Source organism: Bradyrhizobium sp. S3.7.6 (assembly GCF_054061875.1).
On the sequence record NZ_JBSSEQ010000001.1, the window covers coordinates 1221150 to 1243796 of the forward strand.

Annotated in this window: 19 protein-coding genes; 8 read left to right on the plus strand and 11 right to left on the minus strand. The window is 64.5% G+C overall.

Annotated features, from left to right (window positions below; genetic code table 11):
• Nucleotides 1-58: 58 nt before the first annotated feature.
• On the plus strand, nucleotides 59-733 hold the full coding sequence (locus ACVJ5M_RS05810) for a Crp/Fnr family transcriptional regulator (protein WP_063980493.1): 675 nt from the start codon (nucleotides 59-61) through the stop codon (nucleotides 731-733).
• 141 nt (nucleotides 734-874) lie between these two features.
• Here ACVJ5M_RS05810 and ACVJ5M_RS05815 read toward each other — a convergent pair whose 3' ends face one another.
• From ACVJ5M_RS05815 to ACVJ5M_RS05830, 4 genes are all read right to left on the minus strand, one after another.
• Nucleotides 875-4009, minus strand: a complete 3135-nt coding sequence (locus tag ACVJ5M_RS05815) for an efflux RND transporter permease subunit (protein ID WP_063980494.1) — start codon at nucleotides 4007-4009, stop codon at nucleotides 875-877.
• Nucleotides 4009-4938 carry an efflux RND transporter periplasmic adaptor subunit gene (locus ACVJ5M_RS05820; RefSeq protein ID WP_063980495.1) on the minus strand — a complete coding sequence of 310 codons (930 nt, stop codon included), beginning with the start codon at nucleotides 4936-4938 and terminating at the stop codon, nucleotides 4009-4011. The genes ACVJ5M_RS05815 and ACVJ5M_RS05820 overlap by 1 nt, the downstream gene beginning before the upstream one ends.
• A gap of 177 nt (nucleotides 4939-5115) precedes the next feature.
• Nucleotides 5116-5787, minus strand: a complete 672-nt coding sequence (locus tag ACVJ5M_RS05825; RefSeq protein WP_063980496.1) for an OmpA family protein — start codon at nucleotides 5785-5787, stop codon at nucleotides 5116-5118.
• Nucleotides 5788-5932: 145 nt separating this feature from the next.
• A complete protein-coding gene (locus tag ACVJ5M_RS05830) occupies nucleotides 5933-7450 on the minus strand; it encodes a caspase family protein (RefSeq protein WP_283017922.1) in 1518 nt (505 codons plus the stop codon).
• A 367-nt stretch (nucleotides 7451-7817) separates the two neighbouring features.
• On the opposite strand from ACVJ5M_RS05830, the gene ACVJ5M_RS05835 reads away from it, so the two are divergent.
• Complete coding sequence (locus ACVJ5M_RS05835) at nucleotides 7818-8624, plus strand: N-acyl homoserine lactonase family protein (protein WP_063980498.1); 807 nt, start codon at nucleotides 7818-7820, stop codon at nucleotides 8622-8624.
• A gap of 19 nt (nucleotides 8625-8643) precedes the next feature.
• On the opposite strand, the gene ACVJ5M_RS05840 is transcribed toward ACVJ5M_RS05835, so the two are convergent.
• Together ACVJ5M_RS05840 and ACVJ5M_RS05845 are read right to left on the minus strand one after the other, a co-directional pair.
• Nucleotides 8644-9408, minus strand: a complete 765-nt coding sequence (locus ACVJ5M_RS05840; protein ID WP_231143777.1) for a class I SAM-dependent methyltransferase — start codon at nucleotides 9406-9408, stop codon at nucleotides 8644-8646.
• A 45-nt stretch (nucleotides 9409-9453) separates the two neighbouring features.
• On the minus strand, nucleotides 9454-9996 hold the full coding sequence (locus tag ACVJ5M_RS05845) for a MarR family winged helix-turn-helix transcriptional regulator (protein ID WP_063980499.1): 543 nt from the start codon (nucleotides 9994-9996) through the stop codon (nucleotides 9454-9456).
• A 110-nt stretch (nucleotides 9997-10106) separates the two neighbouring features.
• Between ACVJ5M_RS05845 and ACVJ5M_RS05850 the strand changes: the two genes are divergently transcribed.
• The 5 genes from ACVJ5M_RS05850 to fahA all read left to right on the plus strand — a co-directional run bounded on the left by ACVJ5M_RS05850 (nucleotide 10107) and on the right by fahA (nucleotide 15774).
• Nucleotides 10107-11723: an FAD-dependent oxidoreductase gene (locus ACVJ5M_RS05850; protein ID WP_354097879.1), complete on the plus strand. Its 1617-nt coding sequence runs from the start codon at nucleotides 10107-10109 to the stop codon at nucleotides 11721-11723.
• Nucleotides 11724-11731: 8 nt separating this feature from the next.
• Nucleotides 11732-11956, plus strand: coding sequence for a DUF2783 domain-containing protein (locus tag ACVJ5M_RS05855; protein ID WP_354100029.1), 225 nt, complete (start codon nucleotides 11732-11734; stop codon nucleotides 11954-11956).
• A 23-nt stretch (nucleotides 11957-11979) separates the two neighbouring features.
• Nucleotides 11980-12936 carry an MBL fold metallo-hydrolase gene (locus tag ACVJ5M_RS05860; RefSeq protein ID WP_354100028.1) on the plus strand — a complete coding sequence of 319 codons (957 nt, stop codon included), beginning with the start codon at nucleotides 11980-11982 and terminating at the stop codon, nucleotides 12934-12936.
• A gap of 2 nt (nucleotides 12937-12938) precedes the next feature.
• Nucleotides 12939-14285, plus strand: coding sequence for a homogentisate 1,2-dioxygenase (hmgA, locus tag ACVJ5M_RS05865; protein WP_063980501.1), 1347 nt, complete (start codon nucleotides 12939-12941; stop codon nucleotides 14283-14285).
• Nucleotides 14286-14502: 217 nt separating this feature from the next.
• Nucleotides 14503-15774 (plus strand): fumarylacetoacetase, encoded by a 1272-nt coding sequence (gene fahA, locus ACVJ5M_RS05870; protein WP_231143778.1) that lies wholly within the window; start codon nucleotides 14503-14505, stop codon nucleotides 15772-15774.
• A 113-nt stretch (nucleotides 15775-15887) separates the two neighbouring features.
• Here the strand turns inward: fahA and ACVJ5M_RS05875 are convergent, their stop codons facing one another.
• Both ACVJ5M_RS05875 and ACVJ5M_RS05880 read right to left on the minus strand, forming a co-directional pair.
• Nucleotides 15888-16199, minus strand: a complete 312-nt coding sequence (locus tag ACVJ5M_RS05875; protein ID WP_063980502.1) for a DUF1272 domain-containing protein — start codon at nucleotides 16197-16199, stop codon at nucleotides 15888-15890.
• A 73-nt stretch (nucleotides 16200-16272) separates the two neighbouring features.
• Entirely contained in the window at nucleotides 16273-16752 is a 480-nt protein-coding gene (locus tag ACVJ5M_RS05880) for an Lrp/AsnC family transcriptional regulator (RefSeq protein WP_038959069.1), read from the minus strand.
• 119 nt (nucleotides 16753-16871) lie between these two features.
• Here ACVJ5M_RS05880 and hppD point away from each other — a divergent pair, with 119 nt between their 5' ends.
• Nucleotides 16872-17990 (plus strand): 4-hydroxyphenylpyruvate dioxygenase, encoded by a 1119-nt coding sequence (hppD, locus tag ACVJ5M_RS05885; RefSeq protein ID WP_231143779.1) that lies wholly within the window; start codon nucleotides 16872-16874, stop codon nucleotides 17988-17990.
• A gap of 136 nt (nucleotides 17991-18126) precedes the next feature.
• On the opposite strand, the gene ACVJ5M_RS05890 is transcribed toward hppD, so the two are convergent.
• From ACVJ5M_RS05890 to ACVJ5M_RS05900, 3 genes are all read right to left on the minus strand, one after another.
• Nucleotides 18127-19233: a CaiB/BaiF CoA transferase family protein gene (locus ACVJ5M_RS05890; protein ID WP_063986007.1), complete on the minus strand. Its 1107-nt coding sequence runs from the start codon at nucleotides 19231-19233 to the stop codon at nucleotides 18127-18129.
• Nucleotides 19234-19465: 232 nt separating this feature from the next.
• The gene (locus tag ACVJ5M_RS05895) at nucleotides 19466-20266 is read right to left on the minus strand and encodes an FAD binding domain-containing protein (protein ID WP_028149283.1); all 801 of its coding nucleotides are present in this window, start codon (nucleotides 20264-20266) and stop codon (nucleotides 19466-19468) included.
• A gap of 13 nt (nucleotides 20267-20279) precedes the next feature.
• Nucleotides 20280-22622, minus strand: coding sequence for a xanthine dehydrogenase family protein molybdopterin-binding subunit (locus ACVJ5M_RS05900; RefSeq protein ID WP_063980503.1), 2343 nt, complete (start codon nucleotides 22620-22622; stop codon nucleotides 20280-20282).
• Nucleotides 22623-22647: the final 25 nt, after the last annotated feature.

Genomic DNA, 22647 nt, shown 5'->3' on the forward strand with positions numbered 1-22647 from the left:
GATGGTTCCAAGCGATTTGCCAGGGAAACTGGCTAAGGAAATTCACAAGGACATTGAAATGAGCAAGCAGGCCGAATTTGCGGTCATCCTGAAGATGAACGCGATGTTCGCCGATCTCGGCGCAGACGAGCTCCAGCGGCTGTCGAATCTCTGCCACACCCAGCATCTGGGGAACGGCGAGGTGCTGTTCCAGAAGGGCGATGCGGGGGACGCGCTGTTCGGCGTGCGCCGGGGCCAGGTCCGTATCGAGACCGGCGTCTCCGACGGCAGCCGTCTGACCCTGAACTTCATGGGGTCGGGCGACCTGTTCGGCGAGGTCGCGGTGCTGGACGGCCAGAGCCGGACTGCGGATGCGACCGCAGGCGAAGCCAGTGAATTGTTCGTGCTGCGGCGCGAAGATTTTCTCAGCTTCCTCGAACGCGAGCCGAAGGTCGCAATCAAAATCATCGCGCTGCTGTGCCAGCGCATCCGCTGGCAGAGCGAGCGCATGGAAGAATCCATGCTGCAACCGCTGCCGGTGCGGCTGGCGCGGCGGCTCTGCGCGCTCGCCGCCGATTTCGGCTCGGAGGTCCACATCTCGCAGGAGCAGCTCGGCATCTTCGTCGGCGCGGCCCGCGAGAGCGTCAACCGCCAGCTTCAGGCGTGGCGCAAGGAGGCGATCCTCGATCTCCAGCGCGGCCGCATCCTGCTGCGGAACATGACCAAGCTGACGGCCATCGCGCGGAACGAGTAGGGGATCGGCTAAACCGCTTCGTCGTTCGGACGGCGCGACCGGTGCGCTTGAACGCTTCGTAGCGGAGACGATCTCCTGCGACGTCGGGTTCGCTGACGCCGCTCGCTGAACCAGCTTGAGCTGTCGACGTCCGTATCACGGCTACTCCGCCGCGGGGTGTACCATGCCCTTTTTATCCGGCGCCGTGCCGTGATGATCGGCGGTGTCGGCATCCTCGCTGTGCACGATCAGGCGCTTTGCGAATCGCCAGATCAGGGCGCCGAGATCGTCCATCACCATGAACATCGCGGGCACGAACACCAGCGACAGGATGGTCGAGAAGATCAGGCCGCCGATCACCGCGAGCGCCATCGGCGAGCGGAACTCGCCGCCGGCGCCGACCGCGAGCGCGCTCGGCGTCATGCCCGCGGCCATCGCGATCGTGGTCATCACGATCGGGCGCGCGCGCTTCATGCCGGCGTCGATCATCGCTTCCTCGCGCGGCTTGCCGGCGCGGATCGCCTCGATGGCGAATTCCACCAGCATGATCGCGTTCTTGGTGACGATACCCATCAGCATCAGGATGCCGATCCAGACCGGCGTGGTGAGCTGCTTACCGGTGATGAGCAGTGCGGCGATGGCGCCGCCGATCGAGAGCGGCAGCGAGAACAGGATGGTGATCGGCTGCAGGAAGGTGCCGAACAGCAGCACCAGCACGGCGTAGACCATCATCAGGCCCGCGGTGATTGCAGTGGCGAAGCCGTCGGACAGCTCGTTCAGGCTTTCGGCGTCGCCGGAGGGCGAGACCTTCACGCCCTTCGGCCGGCTCTTCATCACCGGCAGGTCGTAGATCTTCTTGGTCGCGTCGCCGAGCGCGGCGGAGCCGACGAGGTCGGCGGCGACGGTTGCCTGCCGCTCACGATCGTAGCGGTTGATGCTGGTCGGACCCTGGTCGAGCTTGACGTCGGCGATGACCGAGAGCGGCACGCCGCCCTTCTCGCCGCGCTCGCCGAGCGGCACGCGCAGCTGTTCGAGCGTCCTCAGATTACCGCGCGCGGCGTCCTCGAGCTGAACGCGGATCGGCACCAGGCGGTCGCCGACGTCGAACTTGGCGAGCGCGGGCCCGACATCGCCGATGGTGGCGACGCGGATGGTCTGCGACAGGCTTTCCGTGGAGACGCCGAGGCGCGCGGCGAGATCTGCGCGCGGCTCGATGCGCAGCTCGGGCCGCTCGAGCGTGGTTTCCGAGATCACGTTGGAGATCGTCGGAATCCGCTTCATCTGCGTCGCGAGCTCGCTGGCGACGTTGTTGACGATGTTGGCGTCGACGCCGGTCACGACCAGCGAGATGGCGCGCAGGCCGTTCTCGTCGAGGAACCAGAAGCGGATGTCGGGAACGTTCTCCAGCTCCTGGCTGATCGAGAATTCGAGCTCGCGCTGGGTGATGTCGCGGCTGTCCTTGGGCGTGTAGTTGATGATCAGAGAGGCGCGCCGGACTTCCTGGGTGCCCGGCGGGACGCGCCCGCCATCGACGAAGATGCTCTTCACCTCCGGCCGCTTGCGCAGGCGTGCGACGATGTCCTCGGTGACCTTCTCGGTGTAGGCAAGCTGGGTGCCCGGCGGCAGCTCGAGCGCCAGCAGCGAGCGCGCGCTGTCCTGCGCCGGCAGGAAGCCCTGCGGCAGCAGCGTGATGCTCCAGATTGAGGCGGCGAACACCCCGAAGCCGATCAGCACGGTGATGAAATGGTGCTTCACCGACCAGGCCACGATCCTGTGATAGGCCCGCAGCACGCGGCCGGGCGGCGGCTCTTCGTGCGCATGGTGCTTGAGGAAGTAGGCGGCCAGCACCGGCGTGACGAAGCGCGCCGCGAGCAGCGAGAAGAACACTTGCACCGAGACGGTGATGCCGAACTGCTTGAAGAACTGTCCGGCGATGCCCGACATGAAGCTCGCTGGCGCGAAGATCGCAATGATCGTCAGCGAGATCGCGATCACCGCGAGGCCGATTTCGTCGGCGGCCTCGAGCGCGGCACGGTAGGGCGATTTGCCCATGTTCATGTGCCGGACGATGTTCTCGATCTCGACGATGGCGTCGTCGACGAGAATACCTGTCGACAGCGTGATGGCGAGGAAGCTGACGAGGTTCAGCGAGAAGCCGAGAAGGTCCATCGCCCAGAACGCCGGGAAGATCGACAGCGGGAGCGAGATCGCGGCAATGATGGTGGCGCGCAAGTCCCGCAGGAACAGGAGCACGATGATGACGGCAAGGATGGCGCCTTCGAACAGGGTCGAGATCGCCGCGTGGTAATTGCCGTTGGTATATTCGACCGAGGTGTCGATCACCTTCAGGTCGACGTCGGGATAGGCGGCCTTCAGCGCGTCGATGCGCTTCTGCACGGCCTCGGCCACTTTCACATCGCTGGCGCCCTTGGATCGCTTGATGCCGAGCGCGACCACCGGCTCGCCGTTGAAGCGGGCGAAGGTGCGGCGGTCGGCGATGGTGTCGGTGACGGTGCCGAGATCGTCGAGCCGGACCTCACCGCCGCCGAACAGCGGGATCATGGTGCCGGCGAGATCGCCCAGTGTCTTCGCGCCCGCAAGCGTGCGGATCGCCTGGTCGTTCTTGCCGATCTCGGCGCGGCCGCCGGCGACGTCGACATTGGTGCCGCGCAGGCTTTGGCTGACATTGACCGCGGTCAGCCCCATCGCCTGCATCCGGTCCGGATCGAGCGAGACCAGGATCTCGCGCTCGACACCGCCGATGCGCTCGACCTGGGCGACGCCGCGCACGCCCTGCAGCGCGCGCTTGACCACGTCGTCAACGAAATAGGAGAGCTGCTCCGGCGTCTTGCCGGGCGAGATCGCGGCATAGGTGACGATCGGCAGGCCGATGACGTCGACGCGCTGGATCAGCGGCTCGGTGACGTTCTGCGGCAGGTTCGATCGTACCCGCGTCACCGCGTCCTTGACGTCGTTGAGCGCGCGGTCGGTGTTGGTTTCCAGCGCGAACTGGATGGTGGTCACTGACACGCCGTCGGTGATCGAGGAGGTGATGTGCCTGACACCCTCGACGCCGGAGACGGCGTCTTCAACCGTCTTGGTGACCTGGGATTCGAGTTCTGCGGGTGCGGCGCCGAACTGCGACACCACGACCGAGATCACGGGAATGTCGGCCGAAGGCAGCCGCGTCACGGCGAGCTTGGTGAAGGACACCCAGCCGAGGACCAGGAGGATGATCGAGAAGACGACCGACGGCAGCGGATTGCGGATCGACCAAGCCGAGATATTGAGAGCCATCAGCGTACCCGCGTGCGATCGAGTTCATCGGCGAACATGGTCTTGATCTGGTCGCCGTCATGGAGCGAAGACCCGGCGTCGGCCACGACGATTTCGCCGACCTCGAGGCCTTCCAGGATTTCCGTCGCGCTGTCGGACGACAGCCCGACCCGTACCTTGCGCGTCTCGACAATATTGTTTTTGACGACCTGAATGGTGAGATGGTCGATCGCGGTCTTGGGGATCGAGACGCCGCAGCTTCGCTTGGCGTCGATCGAGGCGCGGGCAAACACGCCGACCTTGAGCGATGGATTGTTGGTGACGCTGATGCGGACGCGGCCGAGCTGCGTGGTGCGGTCGATTTCGGGCGCGACCAGCCGGACCCGGCCGATCAAATCGGGCGCGTCATCGCGGCTGATGCGCACGGTCGCGCCGGGATTGAGCTTGGGCATGTGCACCGCCGGGACCTGGGCGTCGAGCTCGATCTCGTTGTTGACGGCGATGCGGAACATCGGGCCGGCCTGCGGCGAGGCGGGCGCGCCGACGACGGTACGCACTTCGGTGACGAGGCCCGGCGCGGGCGCCTTCAGCGAGATCGGGCCTTGCGGGCCGGGTCTTTGCGGCTGGCCGGGGATCTGCGGCGGCGCCGTCAGGCGCGCCAGCTCCTGATTGTCGGTGACCATGGCGCCTTCGGTGACGAAGAGGTCGGTGACCCTGGAGCCTTCCTGGTCGGCGACGACCACGGCCTCGCGGCGCGGCACGAAGAAGCCGGTCACCCGCACGAGGTCGGAGAAGCAGGCGTTGGTCGACTTCGTCACGATGACGAGCGCCTCGCTCGGCGTTTCCTTCGCCTCGGGGCGATGCCGATGCTCGAACAGATAATAGCCGACGCCGAGCGCAACGACGAACACCACGGTTCCGGCAGGCTTGAGATATTCGGAGGCGTTCATCGCCGGATTGTCCTGGCCTGGCTCACGGCCATCCGCACGAGGCCTGCTGAGAGCGTTTCCCTGAAATAAAGCGGCGTCCCACAAGGCTGCGGGACGCGCTTTTGAAGCAAGACTTTACACCACATCACGACTTGGCACTTCAAAGGATTTGGCACTTCAAAGGATTACGTCGTGCTCTCACTTCGATGCGGTGGTCTTGTTTTCCATGTTGACGACCTGGACGCGACGATTGACCTCCGCCATCGGCTGGGCCGGGTCCTTCAGCTTGCTCTTGCCGTAGCCGACGGTGACGAGATCGGTCGCGGAGATGCTGTACTTGTCGACGAGGTAGCGCTTGATCGAATCCGCGCGGCGCTCCGACAGGTCCTGATTATAGCCCTCGCCGCCGGCGGCGTCGGTGTGGCCGGCCACCACGAAGGTCGAGCCCTTCAGGTCGGGGCTGGTCAGCGCGCGACCGAGCGCCTGTACCGAGGCGAGCGACTTGGCGCTGATATTGGCCGAGTTGTAGTCGAACGTGATTTCAAGATCGATGTTCGGCTTGTCCTTGGCCACTGAGGCGATTTCTTCGCGCTCGGTCGACGAAAGTGAGCGCGTCGAGCGGCCGCGCACGGACTGGATCAGCTTGGTTTCCGTCGCACTGGGTGCGGGATCGGCCTGCGGGGCGATCGAGAGGCCGCGGGTCAACGGCTTCTTCGGCGGCGGCGCCAGTGCGCGGACGATCTCGTCCTCGGTGACGTTCTTGCTGTTGCCGTCGTCGCCCGCGAATGCGAGCGGGGTCGTCAGCGACAGAGCGACGCCGACCGTGATGATGGACAGCATCGCGCTAAATCCCTTTGCAGCCAATCTCATTGCCAGTCCCTCCTGCGCAGCTGACCGCGCGGTTCCAAAATTCCTGCAATGGCCCCCCGGGAAAGGCCGCCTGCGGCATCCGTCCGTTAGTCTTCCCTGAGCCGCCGAGGGTTCGAGGCGTCTGCCGCCTCAACTCAAAAAAATACTAGCGTACTCCGTAGCTTGCGAACTCCTGAACAATGTTCGGGTCCATCGCCTTGGCATTGGCGATGTCGAGCGCGCCTTCCTGCGCCGAGCCGTTGCGCTGCTTGGCAATCCCGCGGCCAAAGAGCGAGGAGGTCAGGCGCGGGTTGATCTTCAGGGCTGCGTCGAAATCGGCGATGGCGTTCTTGACCGCTCCCGATTTCAGATTGACGAGCCCCCGGCTGTCCAGCGCATCGACGAAATTCGGCCGCAGCCGCAGCGCCTCGTTGCAATCCTTCAGCGCGCCCTGGAGGTCGCCGACCACGGTGCGGGTCCAGCAGCGGTTGTTCAGCGCCTCGACGTCCTTCGCGTTGATCCGAAGCGTCTCGTCGAAATCCTTGATGGCCAAATTGTAGGCGCCCTTGCTGGCATAGACCTGACCGCGCCGGTACAGCGCATTCACGTCATCAGGATTGGCGGCGATCTTGGCCGTCAGGCCCTTGATGGTCGGATCCTCCGCCAGCGCGGCCGCGCTCGGCCCGCTATCCATGCTCGGTGCGGGGGTGGTCTCGGCTGGTTTCACCGGCGGTGGCGCCGGCGGCAAGGCGGCCTCGACCTGCGGTTTCGGTGAGGGCGCCGGTGCAGGAGCAGGTGCTGGAGCAGGTGCCGCTGCCGTGTCCGCCGGCTTCGGCGGCGGAGGCGGTGCGGGCGGAGCCGGCGGCGGATTGTTGGCGACGACCGGCGGCGGCGATGGCGGCGGTGCCGTCATCGACGGGCGCGATCCGCCGGCGCCTGGAATGAACGAAAAATCCTCGGCGAGGGAAGAGGAGATCCACGGCACCTGTTCGCCGCGCGAGGCGCGGGTGACGCCCATCTTGGTGCGGTTCAGCGTCTCCTCGGCCATCAGGTCGGGGACGCGGATCTCCTTCAGGAGCTCCTGGACGAACAGGCTGTGATCGCCGCCCGCGTCCGAGACCACCGAGGCCAGTGCCGCCGAGTACATCACGAGCGTGCCGTTCGGCGCGATGACCGGCGTCAGGCCGGCCGAGAAGCTGCGGAACCGGCGCTCGAAGGGATTGCGCCTGGAGGCGTCGACCAGCGCGATCTTGACGCCCGCGCCACGGGTATTGAGCTCGCCGAGCACGGTCTCCAGGCTGAAACCGTCGCGGCGGACGTCGGATTCGGTCCAGATCTGCGCGTCGATCGGCAGCATGTAGCTCTGGCGCGCCGACTGGATGCCGAAACCGCTGAAGAAGATCAGCGCCACCGAGCCCGGCTTGATCTTGCCATAGAGCTTGTCGAACGCGCGGCGCATGCCGTCGCCGGTCAGGTTCTCGCCGATTTCAACGGAAAAGCCGTCGCGCTTGAGCTCGTCGGCGACGTCGCGCGCGTCGTTGAGCGGTTCCTTCAGCGGGGCGTCCGCGTCTGGATATTTGGCGTTGCCAATGACCAACGCATAACGGTCGCCGGCGGCCAGGGATGGCGCAACCGGGACGAGCGAAACGAGCAAGGGCAGAAGAAAAAGGAAGCGAATTTTCATAATCAGCGCGGTCCAGCCAAAAAGGCGCCGTTACCAGCTTGCGCCGCGGCGACCTTAACTTACGCAATGTGCATTATCAAACCGCGGAAGGGGGGCGTCAACCGCTTGGAGATTCGGCATTATCGCGACAATTGACCGCGATGCATGGGCGCGCCGGGAGGGGAATAAACGGACTGTCACGGTTGTGCTCGGCGCCATCTGGTTCGACTCTGCGGCAGGATGCTGGAGCGGCCGCGACAAAGAAGATGTGAGGGGTCTCACATAGCAGGCTGGACGCTGTCGCAGCCCTCCGGTGTTTGACCTTTGCTGCGGACAATGGCTTGGTGCGCTCGATCGTCCCCGAAGGTCCAACTCAGAAAAGAAAACCATGGGAAACGCCTACGAAATCTACGCCCTGCGTTATGCGACGATGTCGCCACGCACCCCCAACATGAACTTCCTTCAGCCCGACCCGCATGACAGCGCGGCGCAGGATCTCGACTATTTCGTCTGGCTGATCCGAGGGCAGGGCCGCGAGATCCTGGTGGACACCGGTTTCAACGCCGAGGAGGCGAGCGCGCGGGCGCGCAAGCTGACGCTCAATCCGGTCGATGCGCTGGAGCGCTTTGGCGTCGCGGCGTCGAGCGTTCGCGACATTATCGTGACGCATCTGCATTACGACCACGCCGGCAATCTCGATCGCTTCTCGAACGCGCGCTTCCATCTCCAGGAGCGCGAGATGGCTTACGCGACGGGACGCTGCATGTGCAACGGACTGCTGCGACATCCGTTCTCGGTCGAGCACGTCACGCAGATGGTGCGCCATGTCTATGGCGAGCGCGTCAATTTCTATTCCGGCGACGGCGAGATCGCGCCCGGCGTCACCGTGCACCGTGTCGGCGGCCATTCCGACGGCTTGCAGGTGGTCAAGGTCGAGACCGCGCGCGGGCCGGTGGTGCTGGCGTCCGATGCCGCGCATTACTACGCCAATCTGCAGCGCAAGAGCCCGTTCCCCATCGTCTACAATATCGGTGACATGGCGCAGGGCTGGGAGACGATCGAACGCCTCGCCGGACATCCTGACAGGTTCATTCCCGGCCATGATCCGATCGTGACGGAGATCTATCCGCGTGCCAGCGACAAGGTCGATGCCTGGGCGCTGCATTTGCCGCCGTCGCGGTCGTTTGCGAAATGACGGAATCCGGGGCGTGGTGTCAGCGAGTGCCGGCAGGATCCGCACAAGCAACGATGTCGCGGGGAGATTTTCGAGCCGCTACCTCCGGCGGAGAGAATACCGCCAGGTATCCTCCGTCCCCTGCGAGCTCATATGTGGCAACGTCGCGATAGCCGACGGCGGTCAATTCGCAGCGCAAGAGCTCAATTGGCGTGCCATGCTTCGACGTCGGAAGCTCAAGATCGACAATTCCGACCCGCGCATCCTGCTTTAGAGCGGCCGCGAGATTGTAGAGGAAGGCATAGGGTTGGGCTATCTCGTGATACATGTGCACGAGGATTGCAGCATCCAGCGAGGAAGCGGGCAGACGCGGGTCGTGTGGTTCGCCGAGCGCGAATTGCACGTTCGTCAACTTCAGACGTTCTGTTCGCCTGGCGAGCTCGATGAGGTAATCCCGCGTGACGTCCTGGGCAACGACAGAACCGGCGGGGCCGACGACGTGCGAGAGCCTGACCGTGTGGTAGCCGCTGCCTGCTCCAATGTCGCCCACTGTCATACCTGGTTTCAGTTCAAGAGCACGTGCGATTTGACCGGCCTCATTGAGGGCGTCTCGGCGCTCTTCGGCGGCACGGCGCGGGCTGACGATCCGTGCAACAGGGCGCTGTGGTGAGGGAAACTCGTTTGCAGCGACTCCGGGGGAAGCCAGATAACCTATGTCAGCGGCGTATGCGCGAGTTACGGCAAACGCCGCAAGTAGCGCCGTTATATAAGCCAGTGCCGTCACGGACCTGCCAAGCTTTCTCAATCGGCCTCCCAAAAGCCGACGTCTGCACCTCTATGAGTACGCGCCCTAATACGCCTCTTTCGCGTCGGCCTCTTCGCTGGTCTGGATCAGGTCGAGGCTCTGTTCGATCTTGCCGAGCAGGGCCGACAGTTGCTTGCGCTCCTGCGCAGAGAGGCAGGCGAGGATCTCGTCTTCCCGCCGCAGCAATTGCGGGAACAGCTCTTCGTACAGCGCGCGACCCTTCTTCGTCAGTTGCAGGCGGAATTCGCGGCGGTCGGCTTCGTTCTCGACCCGCTCGATCAGCCCCTGGTGCAGCAGCGCGGTCACGGCGCGGCTGATGGTGGATTTGTGCGTGCGGGTGCATTGCGAGATGTACTGCGCGCTACAGGCATCGTTGCGGAAGCCGAGCGTGGCGATCACGCGCCAGGCCGGAATGTCGAGGCCGTGACGCTCCTGATATTCGACCGCAAGCGCGGAACTCACCTCGGCGGCCAGCCGGTTGAGGCGGAACGGCACGAATTTGAACAAATCGAGCCGCGCATTCGGCCGCAATGAAGCCTCGTCGGCCTCACGTGCCTTCAGCGCGATGTCGCTGGATGTCCTCGCCAAGGCTTGCGCTCCGAATTCCAGTTGACGGCCGGCCGGCTCCGGTCCAAAATAGTTGCACGTGAGACTATCTAGCAGATCAGTCCTCTCTTGACCAGAGCCGAGGTTAGCGCATGGCGCAGGCCAATACGCAGCAGGCCAAAACCCAGTTCGGCTATCGCCGCCATCCCGACCAGGATCGTCCCGGCCAGAGTGCGGCCGAGCATCCCGTGGTGGTCGTCGGCGCGGGGCCGGTGGGGCTGTCGCTCGCGATCGACCTTGCCCAGCGCGGCCAGCGCGTCGTCCTTCTGGATGATGCCGACCGGATCGGCGAAGGCTCGCGCGCGATCTGCTTCTCCAAGCGGTCGCTCGAATATTGGGATCGGCTCGGCGTCGGCGACCGCATGGTCGAGAAGGGCGTGGTGTGGAGCGTCGGCCGCATCTTCCATGGCGAGTCGCAGCTTTACCAGTTCAACCTGTTGCCCGAGGACGGTCACAAGCGGCCGGCCTTCATCAATCTCCAGCAATATTACGCCGAGGCCTATCTGGTCGATCGCATCAGCGATCTCTCTGAGATCGATCTGCGCTGGCGCAACAAGGTGACGGCGCTTGAACAGCGCAACGATTCCGTCGCGCTGACGATCGAGACGCCGGAGGGCGCCTATCGCCTGCACGCGCAATATGTCGTCGCCTGCGACGGCGCGCGCTCGTCGCTGCGGCAGATGGTCGGCGCCGAGTTCGCGGGACAGGTGTTCGAGGACCAGTTCCTGATCGCCGACGTCAAGATGACCGCGGAGTTCCCGACCGAGCGCTGGTTCTGGTTCGATCCGCCGTTTCATGCCGGCCGCTCCGCGCTGCTGCACCGTCAGCCCGACGACGTCTGGCGCATCGATCTCCAGCTCAATCGCTATGCCGATCCCGTCGTCGAGAAGAAGCCGGAGAACGTGCGGCCGCGGATCGCGCGCATGCTCGGTCACGACAAGTTCGAGTTCGAGTGGATCTCGCTCTACAAATTCCAGTGCCGGAGGATGGATCGCTTCCTCCACGGCCGGGTGATTTTTGCGGGCGATTCCGCGCATCAGGTCTCGCCCTTCGGTGCGCGCGGTGCCAATTCCGGGCTAGAGGACGCCGAGAATCTGTCCTGGAAGCTCGATCGTGTGTTGCGCGGCACCTCGCCGGCGAGCCTGCTCGAGAGCTACCATGTCGAGCGGAGTCTCGCGGCCGACGAGAACATCCGCGAATCGACCCGCTCGACCGATTTCATGGCGCCGAACTCGCACCAGGAGGCGCGGCTGCGCAAGGCAGTGCTGTCGCTGGCTAAGGAGACCGAATTCGGCAAGCGCATGGTCAATGGCGGGCGGCTCTCGGTGCCGTGCAGCTACGACTCGCCGCTGTCATCGCCCGACGCGGAGGCGTGGCGCGGCGGACCGTTGCCCGGCTGTTCCATGCTCGACGCGCCCGTTGGCGAGCAGGCCTATCTGACCGATGCATTCCGCCAGGGTGGAACGGACTTCACCTTGCTGTCGTTCAGCAATGGCGCGGCGGTCGATGCGCCCGATGGTGTCAAGGATATCCGCATTGGTGGCGAGGGCGGGCTTGCCGATCCCTCGGGCCTTGTCGCAAAGCGCTATGACGCCGCGCCTGATACAGCCTATCTGCTCAGGCCCGACGGCTACGTTGCGGCCCGCTTCCGCCATCCGACGCGTGCGGCGATCGCGGCCGCGTTGTCGCGGGCCCAAGGCTTGAATTGAGGATTCGCATGCCGCTTTCAATCAGCTCCAACTTCGCGCGGCCCGACGATGCCTTTCGTGCCATCGTCGAGGCGCACCGCGGCTTCACGGACGAGCAGAGCGCCGATTTCGACGCGGCACTGGTCCTGATCCTCGCCAACCATATCGGCGACATCGACGTGTTGCGGGAAGCGATCGTGCTCGCGAAGCGGCGCATGACCGACGGCCAGCAGCAACAACAGCAACAACAATAACCCCAAGACCTGAGGACGAATTGATGGCGAAGAACTTCGCATCCACCGGCGATCTCTCCGAGAAGAAGATCACCTTCTCAGAGATCGGCACCGATCTCTATGCCTTCACCGCGGAGGGCGATCCGAACACCGCGATCATCGTCGGTGACGACGGCTGCCTGGTGTTCGACGCGCAGTCGACGCCGGCGATGGCCAACAAGGTGATCGAGCGCGTCCGCACCGTCACCGACAAGCCGATCGAATATGTCGTGCTGTCGCACTATCACGCCGTGCGCGTGCTGGGCGCCTCCGCCTACAAGGCGCAGGGCATCGTGGCCTCGCAGGAGACCTATCGCCTCATCGAGGAACGCGGCCAGCAGGATTGGGATTCCGAATATGGCCGCTTCCCGCGGCTGTTCCAGGATGCCGCGAGCATTCCAGGCCTGACCTGGCCGACGCTCACGTTCGAAGGCGAGATGTCGATCTATCTGGGCAAGCGCGAGGTGCGCCTGATGCAGTTGGGCGCAGGCCACACCTCCGGCGACATCGTCGCCTGGGTGCCGGATGCCGAAGTGATGTTCTCCGGCGACCTCATCGAATATCACTCGGCCTGCTATTGCGGTGACGCGCATTTGCGCGAATGGCCGCTGACGCTGAACGAGATCCGCAACTTCAATCCCAAGGCGATCGCGCCGGGCCGCGGCGATGCGCTGAAGGGCACGGCCACGGTGCGCGAAGCCATCGCGATGACGCGTGACTTCGTTACCTCGCTCTATGGCGCGGCCGAAATTTCGGTCGCCAGGGGGCGTACGCTGAAGGAATCGATGGCGGCGACGCGCGAAGTCATGGATCCGAAGTTCCACAGCTTCGCCATCTACGAGCACTGCCTGCCGTTCAACGTGTCGCGCGCCTATGACGAGGCGTCGGGGATCGACGACCCCGTGATCTGGACCGACAAGCGCGACCAGGAAATGTGGGCCGCCCTGCAAGGAGGAGGATAGTCATGAACGTCAACACCTCGCCTGATCAGATCATCCGGAGCTCGGCGCAGGTCACGCCGGGCTACATGTCCGGCTTCGGCAACAGCTTCGAGACCGAGGCGCTGCCGGGCGCGCTGCCGATCGGGCGCAACTCGCCGCAGCGCTGCGCTTACGGGCTCTACGCCGAGCAGCTCTCCGGCTCACCCTTCACCGCGCCGCGTGGCACCAATGAGCGCTCCTGGCTCTATCGCATCCGCCCCTCGGTGAAGCATTCCGGCCGCTTCGAGAAGGCCGATGCCGGCCTGTGGCGCTCGGCGCCCTGCCATGAATACGATCTGCCGATCGCGCAGCTGCGCTGGGACCCGGCGCCGATCCCGAAGGAGGACATGACCTTCCTCCAGGGCGTGCAGACCATGACGACGGCTGGTGATGTCAACACGCAGGCCGGCATGGCCGCGCATGTCTATCTCATCACCAAGTCGATGGTGGATCAGCATTTCTACAATGCCGACGGCGAACTGATGTTCGTGCTCCAGCAGGGCAATCTGCGCGTCGTCACCGAATTCGGCCGTATCGACGCCGAGCCCGGCGAGATCGTGGTGATCCCGCGCGGCGTCAAATTCCGCGTCGAGATTCCGAACGGTCCTGCGCGCGGCTATCTCTGCGAAAACTACGGCGGCGCCTTCACGCTGCCGGAGCGCGGGCCGATCGGCGCCAATTGCCTCGCCAACGCGCGCGACTTCCTCACCCCGGTCGCGTATTACGAGGACAAGGACACGCCGACCGAGCTCTACGTGAAATGGGGCGGCTCGCTGTTCAAGACCACGCTGCCGCATTCGCCAATCGACGTTGTCGCCTGGCACGGCAATTACGCGCCCTATAAATACGATCTGCGCACCTTCTCTCCCGTAGGCGCGATCGGGTTCGATCACCCCGATCCCTCGATCTTCACGGTGCTGACCTCGCCGTCGGAGACCGCGGGCACCGCGAACATCGACTTCGTGATCTTCCCCGAGCGCTGGATGGTGGCCGACAACACCTTCCGTCCGCCGTGGTACCACATGAACATCATGAGCGAGTTCATGGGCCTGATCTACGGCGTCTACGACGCCAAGCCGCAGGGTTTTGTCCCGGGCGGCATCTCACTCCACAATTGCATGCTGCCGCACGGTCCCGACCGCGATGCCTTCGAGCACGCCAGCAACGGCGAGCTGAAACCGGTCAAGCTGACCGGCACCATGGCCTTCATGTTCGAGACCCGCTACCCGCAGCGCGTGACAGCGCATGCCGCGAAGTCGTCGACGCTGCAGGACAATTACGCGGACTGCTGGACGGGCCTGGAGAAGCGATTCGATCCGAACAAGCCGTAGTCTTGCTTACCCTCCCCTGGAGGGGGAGGGTCGCTACGCATGCAGCGAAGCGGAATGCGTAGCGGGGTGGGGTGATGGTCTCTCCGCAAGGAACACTGCCCGTGTTGAGAGATCACCCCTCCCCGTCTCATATTTCGCTGCGCTCAATATGAGCCGACCCTCCCCCTCCAGGGGAGGGTGACAGAAGTTCAGCACCAGAATTCGTATGGCAGGAAACATGCCCCACCCCAACGACCCCAGCCTCCGATCCTTCATCGAGGTCGATCCCGCCTCCGACTTCCCGATCCAGAACCTGCCCTATGGCGTGTTCTCGACCTCGGCCAATCCGACGCCGCGCGTCGGTGTCGCGATCGGCAACTACGTGTTCGATCTCTGGGCGCTCGAGCAGGATTGCCGGCTTGATGTCGGGCCGCTCGGCGTATTCTCCGCGCCCTCGCTCAATCCGTTCATGGCGCTCGGACCGAAGGTCTGGACGAAGACACGCGCGCGGATCAGCGAGCTGCTGCGTCATGATCATCCGGAGCTGCGTGACAATGAGGAGCTGCGCAAGCAGGCCCTGGTGCCGATGCGCGATGCAAAATTGCATCTGCCGTTCGCAGTGTCCGGCTATACCGATTTCTATTCGTCGAAGGAGCACGCCACCAATGTCGGCGTGATGTTCCGCGGCAAGGACAACGCGCTGCAGCCGAACTGGCTGCACATGCCGATCGCCTATAATGGTCGCGCCTCGACCGTCGTGGTCTCCGGAACGAAGGTGAAGCGGCCGCGCGGCCAGCTGAAGCCGCCGAATGTCGAGGTGCCGAGCTTCGGGCCGTGCAAGCGGCTCGATTTCGAGCTGGAGATGGGCGTCGTGGTCGGCCAGCCCTCTGCCATGGGCGGCATGCTGACCGAGCAACAGGCCGAGGAGATGATCTTCGGTTTCGTGCTGCTCAACGACTGGAGCGCGCGCGACATCCAGCAATGGGAATATGTGCCGCTCGGGCCGTTCCTGGCAAAAGCGTTCGCGACCTCGATCAGCCCGTGGGTGGTGACGCGCGAGGCGCTGGAGCCGTTCCGGCTGAAGGGGCCGGAGCAGGAGCCGGTGCCGCTGGACTATCTCAAGCAGGCGAAGCCGCAGAACTATGATCTCGAGCTCGACGTCTCCTTGCGCGCGGCCGGCGCCAATGCGCCCGCCGGCATCAGCCGCACCAATTTCAAATACATGTACTGGTCCTCGGTGCAGCAGCTCATGCATCACGCCTCCAGTGGCTGTGCGATGAATGTGGGCGATCTCCTTGGGTCCGGCACCATCTCCGGCCCGGAGAAGAACCAGCGCGGCAGCCTATTGGAGATCAGCTGGAACGGCACCGAGCCGGTGGAATTGCCCGGCGGCATCAAGCGGTCGTTTTTGGAAGACGGCGACAGCCTCGTCATGCGCGGCTGGTGCCAGGGCAATGGCTACCGGGTCGGGTTCGGAGAGGTCGAGGGGACGATTTTGGCGGCGGAGTAGCCGCGCGTTCCGGTGTCGTAGGGTGGGCAAAGCGAAGCGTGCCCACCATCACGATCGCGCTTGCGGAGACGTGGTGGGCACGGCGCAAGGGCGCCTTTGCCCACCCTACGAAGTCACCGCCTCTCCGGCGGCACGTCCCTGACCCGCGCGCAATGCGCCGCGACATCCTCCACGCTGTACTTCAAATGCACCCGCTTGTCGGACGGCACGTGTTTGGTGACGCACACGCCCGGCCGCCATTCCTGCGTCGGCCTGATCGGGCGCGGCGCAAAGCCGCCGCCGCAATTCGGGCAGACGTTGGAGAGTTTCGTCTCCACGCAATCCGCACAGAACGTGCATTCATAGGAGCAGATCCGCGCGTCCGTTGCATCAGGCGGCAGGTCGCGGTCGCAATATTCGCAGTTCGGTCGAAGCTGGAGGGCCATGGCAGAATCTCCGCAGATTGGCTTGATCATCGCAGACGGCGCGTGAAGCGCGAATGCCGTAGTTCCCTCGATTTCAGCCAGCCTTCAAATCCTTCAGCGGCAGCCGCGAGCTTTCCTTGAGCCTGTCGAGCACGATCGAGGAGCGCACATGCGCCACGCTCTGGTGCGGCATCAGCACGTCGTTGACGAGATTGGAGAGACCCTTGAGGTCGCGCAGCACGGCTTTGAGCACGTAATCGGCGTCGCCCGTCAGCGAATAAGCTTCCTGGATCTCGTCGATGCGGTTGACCAAGGCGCGGAAGCGTTTCGAATTGTCCGGCGAGTGGGTCGCGAGCCCCACCTGGATAAAGGCGATCACGCCGAAGCCCAGCGCTTCGCTGGAGAGATCGGCGTGATAGCCCGAGATCACCTTCTCCTCCTCCAGCCGCATCCGCCGCCGCGAGCATTGCGAGGCCGAGAGACCCGCGAGATCGGCGAGCTCCTGGTTGGTGAGGCGGCCGTCGTCCTGGAGCGCGCCCAGGATCTTGAGGTCGAAGGCGTCTACGGAGATCATGCGTCATTTATCCATTTCATGCACGGATCGTGCATATGATAGCCAAAACGCGTCCCGTTTGCACGCTCATTGCACGCCCGGTGAAGGATAGTTCATGGCAGCAGCAATTGGAGAGCACCATGGGTCCGTTTCCGCACGATGCACCGCCGGCCACCGTCACCGCCGACAATCCGATGGGCACCGACGGGTTCGAGTTCGTCGAATATGCGCATCCCAATCCGGAAGAGCTGCACGCGTTGTTCAAGCTGATGGGTTATGCGCCCGTCGCCCGCCACAAGAGCAAGAAGATCACGGTCTACCGCCAGGGCGACATCAACTATCTCGTCAACGAGGAGCCCGGCACCCACGGCTTCGACTTCGTCGCCGCGCACGGCCCCTGCGCGCCGTCGATGGCGTTTCGCGTGGTCGATGCGAAGGCGGCCTATGACCGTGCGATCGCGCTCGGCGCCGAACCTGCCGATGTGTCGTCGGTGCAGAAGACGCTTGATGTGCCCGCGATCAAGGGCATCGGCGGCAGCCTGCTCTATTTCGTCGATTGCTACGGCGCCAAGGGCTCGGCTTACGATGCCGAGTTCGAGTGGTTGGGGGCACGCGATCCCAAGCCGGTCGGTGCCGGCCTGTTCTATCTCGATCACCTCACCCACAACGTCCATCGCGGCCGCATGGATGTGTGGACGGGCTTCTACCAAAAGCTGTTCAACTTCCGCCAGATCCGCTTCTTCGACATCGAGGGTCGCGCCTCCGGCCTGTTCTCGCGCGCGCTGACCAGCCCCGACGGCAAGATCCGGATTCCGATCAACGAGGACGCCGGCGATTCCGGCCAGATCGAGGAATATCTCAATATCTATCGCGGCGAGGGCATCCAGCACATCGCCTGCGGCTGCCGCGATATCCACGCCACCATCGAAGGCCTGCGCGAAGCCGGCCTGCCGTTCATGCCGTCGCCGCCCGAGACCTATTTCGAGCGGATCGACGCGCGCCTGCCGAAGCACGGCGAGGACGTCGCGCGGCTCCAGACCAACGGCATTCTGATCGATGGTGAGGGCGTGGTCGATGGCGGCCAGACCAAGGTGCTGCTGCAGATCTTCTCCGCCAACGCGATCGGCCCGATCTTCTTCGAGTTCATCCAGCGCAAAGGCGACGACGGCTTTGGCGAGGGCAACTTCAAGGCCCTGTTCGAGTCGATCGAGGAGGACCAGATCCGGCGCGGCGTGTTGAAGGTGGATACGGCGGCGTAGGTCGCTGCGTTCGGGCACACTGCCGTGGTGGGCAAAGCGCAAGCGTGCCCACTACTTCTATCAGAATTGCGGAGCGGTGGTGGGCTCGGCGCTTCGCGCCTTTGCCCACCCTACGCGATCTTTGCCGAGGCTAGATCTACCTCTTCCACGCAGCCATCACCGCACCAATCTCCGCGCCCTCCGGCTCCCGCACCGCCGACGGCGTGCGTGAGAACCGCGGCGCGGGCGCGGGCTGCTTCACGCCGTGGCGCTCGAGGAAGACGTTGCGGGCGACCATGTGCGGATGCTCGGTCGCTTCCGACATGGTGAGCACCGGCGCGAAGCAGATGTCGGTGCCTTCCATGATCTTGCACCAGTCCTCGCGGGTCTTGCTCCTAAACACGGCCTGCAACTTCTGCTTCAGCGCGGGCCAGGCCTTGGGGTTCATCTGCGCGTCGAAGTCGGCATCGGTCAGGCCCGCGTGCTCGCGCAGCAGCGCGTAGAACTGCGGTTCGATCGAGCCGATCGAGACGAAGTGCCCGCAGGCACATTCATAGACGCCGTAGAAATGTGCGCCGCCGTCGAGGAAGTTCTGGTTGCGCCCCTCGCTCCAGCGGCCGATCGTCTTCATGTCGAAGAAGAACGACATCAGCGATGCCGCGCCGTCGCACATCGCGGCGTCCACGACCTGGCCCTTGCCGGACCTTTGCGCTTCGAGGAGGGCGGCGAGCACGCCGACGACGAGATAGAGTGCACCGCCGCCGAAATCGCCGACCAAATTGAGCGGCGGCACCGGGGCTTCCTTGGTGCCGATCGCGGCCAGCGCGCCGGTGATCGAGATGTAATTGATGTCATGGCCGGCGGCGTTGGCCAGCGGGCCTTCCTGGCCCCAGCCGGTCATGCGGCCGTAGACGAGTTTGGGATTGCGCGCGAGCACGACGTCGGGCCCGAGCCCAAGCCGTTCCATCACGCCGGGACGAAAGCCCTCGACCAGCGCGTCGGCGCTGGCAAGCAGGTCGAGCACCTCTGCGATCGCCGCCTTGTCCTTGAGGTCGAGCTCGATCACCTTGCGGCCGCGGCCCGCGACCGACTTCATGCTCTTCTTCGCACCGACGCGATCGAGCGTGACGACATCGGCGCCCATGTCAGCCAGCATCATGCAGGCGAATGGGCCGGGTCCGATGCCGGCGAATTCGACGACACGGAAGCCCGAAAGCGGGCCGGAGGTGCGGACGGAGGAGGTGGGCGCTGGTTTATCGAGCACGCTGTTGTTTCCTCGGGTCACCGGCGAATGCCGGTGGTCCGGCAATCGCCTTAGACGTTCCTCTTTGGGGACGAGTTAATTGGCTGATTAACTTTTCTCGCCTTCATGTCCGCGTGGCAAGCGGTTTTCATGCATGGGCGCATAATAAAAAGCGGCGCGCATTGCTGCGCGCCGCGGAAGATTTGTGTTGAGGCGCTAAGGCGCGACGCGCTGTCGCGCTTTAGCGACTCGGTCAGCCCGCGGCGGCCACCGCGCGCTGCGCCATCACCTTGACGAGGTTGGCGCGGTATTCCGCGGTCCCGTGGATATCGGCCAGCAATCCGCTCGCCGGAATGCTGACATTGTCGAGCGCCGACGGCGACCAGTTCGCCTTCAGCGCGGCTTCGATCGCGGGCACCCGCATCACGCCGCTCTGCGAGGCGCCGGTGGCGGCAACACGGATCTCGCCCGACTTCGTCTGCGCGACGAACACGGCAGTCAGCGCGAAGCGTGAGGCCGGGTGCCGCATTTTTTCGTAGCCTGCCTTCGCCGGCACCGGGAACGACACCGCGGTGATGATCTCGCCGTCTTCCAGCGCCGTCGTGAACAGGCCCTGGAAGAAGTCCTCGGCCGAGATCGACCGCTTGTTGGTCTTGACGGTGGCACCGAGCGCCAGCAGCGCGGCCGGATAATCCGCGGCGGGATCGTTGTTGGCAATCGAGCCGCCGATCGTGCCGCGATAACGCACGGCGGGATCGCCGAGCACCGAGGTGAGATAGGCGATCGCGGGGATCGCCTTCTTCACGTCGGCATTCTGCATGATGTCGAAATAGGTCGTGCCGGCCTTGATGGTCAGCACGTCGCCCGAGAGCTCGACGCCCTGCAGCTCCTTGATCTTGCCGAGATCGATCACGTCGGACGGGCTGGCGAGCCGCTGCTTCATGACCGGCAGCAAGGTCTGGCCGCCGGCGAGGAATTTCGCCTCACTGCTCTTGCCGAACAGGGCGACGGCCTCGTCGACCGAGGAGGGGCGATGATAAGTGGTCTGGTACATCTTGTTGCTCCTCTCAGGCCGCGTGGATCGTGCGCCACACCCGGTCCGGGGTTGCGGGCATTTCCAGATTGTTCTTGCCGATCGCATCCGTGATCGCGTTGATCACGGCCGCAGAGGCGCCGATCGCGCCGGCCTCACCGCAGCCCTTGATGCCCAGGGGATTGCCCGGGCACAGCGTCGTGGTGTGGGAGAGGTTGAACGAGGGCAGGTCGTCGGCGCGCGGCATGGAGTAGTCCATGAACGAGGCCGTGACGGGCTGGCCGTTGGCATCGTAGATGGCGTGCTCGAGCAGCGCCTGCCCGATGCCCTGGGCAAGGCCGCCATGGACCTGTCCCTCGACGATCATCGGGTTGATCAGCCGGCCGAAATCGTCGGCCGCGACGAAGTTGACGAAGGAGGTCTTGCCGGTGCCGGGATCGACCTCGAGCTCGCAGATGTAGGCGCCGGCCGGGAAGGTGAAGTTGGTCGGATCGTAGAAGGCGCTTTCCTTCAGGCCCGGCTCCATCCCGTCAGGCAGATTGTGCGCGGTGTAGGCCGCGAGCGCGACCATCGGGAAGGCGATCGCCTTGTCCGTGCCGGCCACCTTGAACTCGCCGTTCTCGATGACGATGTCGCCCTCGGACGCTTCGAGCGCATGCGCCGCGATCTTCTTGGCCTTGGACTCCATCTTCTCCATGGCCTTCAGGATCGCGGTGAGACCGACGGCCGCCGAGCGCGAGCCGTAGGTGCCCATGCCGAACTGCACCTTGTCGGTGTCGCCATGGACGATCGAGACCTGGCTGATGGGAACGCCCAAGCGTTCCGCAACGAGCTGGCAGAACGTGGTCTCGTGACCCTGGCCGTGGCTGTGCGAGCCCGTCAGGATCTCGATGGTGCCGACCGGGTTGACCCGCACTTCGGCGGATTCCCACAGACCAACGCCGGCGCCGAGGCTACCGACGGCCTTCGACGGCGCGATGCCGCAGGCCTCGATGTAGCAGGACACGCCGATGCCGCGCAGCTTGCCGTCCGCCTTCGCCTTGGCCTTGCGGGCTGCGAAGCCGGCATAGTCGATCGCCTTCATCGCGGCATCGAGCGAGGCATTAAAATCACCGGTGTCATAGGCCATGATCACAGGCGTCTGGTGCGGGAACTGGGTGATGAAGTTGCTCCGGCGCAGTGCTGCCGGATCGACCTTGAGCTGCCGCGCCGCCGTCTCCATCAGCCGCTCGATCAAATAGCTCGCCTCGGGGCGGCCTGCGCCGCGATAGGCGTCGACCGGCGTGGTGTTGGTGTAGACCCCGACCACCTCGGCATGGATCGCCGGGATGTTGTACTGGCCCGACAGCAGCGTCGCGTAGAGATAGGTCGGGACCGACGAGGAGAACAGCGACATGTAGGCGCCGAAATTGGCGTAGGTCTTCACCTTCAAGCCGGTGATCTTGTTGTTGGCATCGAACGCCATTTCGGCATGGGTCACATGGTCACGGCCATGCGCATCGGTGAGGAAGGCCTCGGTGCGGTCGCCGGTCCATTTTACTGGACGGCCGACCTTCTTCGAGGCCCACAGCGCCACCATCTCCTCGGGATAGATGAAGATTTTTGAGCCGAAGCCGCCGCCGACGTCGGGGGCGATCACGCGCAGCTTGTGCTCGGGGGCGATGTTGTAGAACGCCGAGAGCACGAGGCGGGCGACGTGCGGGTTCTGCGAGGTCGTATAGAGCGTGAAGTGCTCTTCCGCCGCGTCATAGTCGGCGATCGCCGCGCGCGGCTCCATCGCGTTCGGGGCGAGGCGGTTGTTGGTGACGTCGAGCTTGACCACATTGGCGGCCTTGGCGAAGGCGGCATCCGTCGCGCCCTCGTCGCCGATCACCCAGTCATAGACCTGGTTGCCGGGGGCTTCGGGGTGAAGCTGGGCTGCGCCGGCCTTGATCGCGGCATGGATATCGGCGACTGCCGGCAGCTCTTCATAATCCACGACCACGGCTTCGGCCGCGTCGCGCGCGAGGTTCTTGCTGTCGGCGATCACGACCGCGACGGCCTGACCGACGAAGCGCACGGTTTCCGGCGCCATCGCCGGCCATGCGCCCATCTTCATCGGGCTGCCGTCCTTGGAGGTGATGGCCCAGCCGCAGATGAGATTGCCGACCTTGTCGTCGACGATCTGCTGTCCCGTGAGCACGGCGACCACGCCCGGCATGTTGAGCGCGGCGGATGAATCGATCTTCTTCACCTTGGCATGCGCATGCGGGCTTCTGATGAAATGGGCATGGGTCATGCCCTGCAATTTGATGTCGTCGACGTAACGGCCTTTGCCGGTAATGAAACGCTTGTCTTCCTTGCGCACGACGCGCGCGCCGATGCCTTCAACACCCATGTCTGGTCCTCCCGACCGGAAGTTT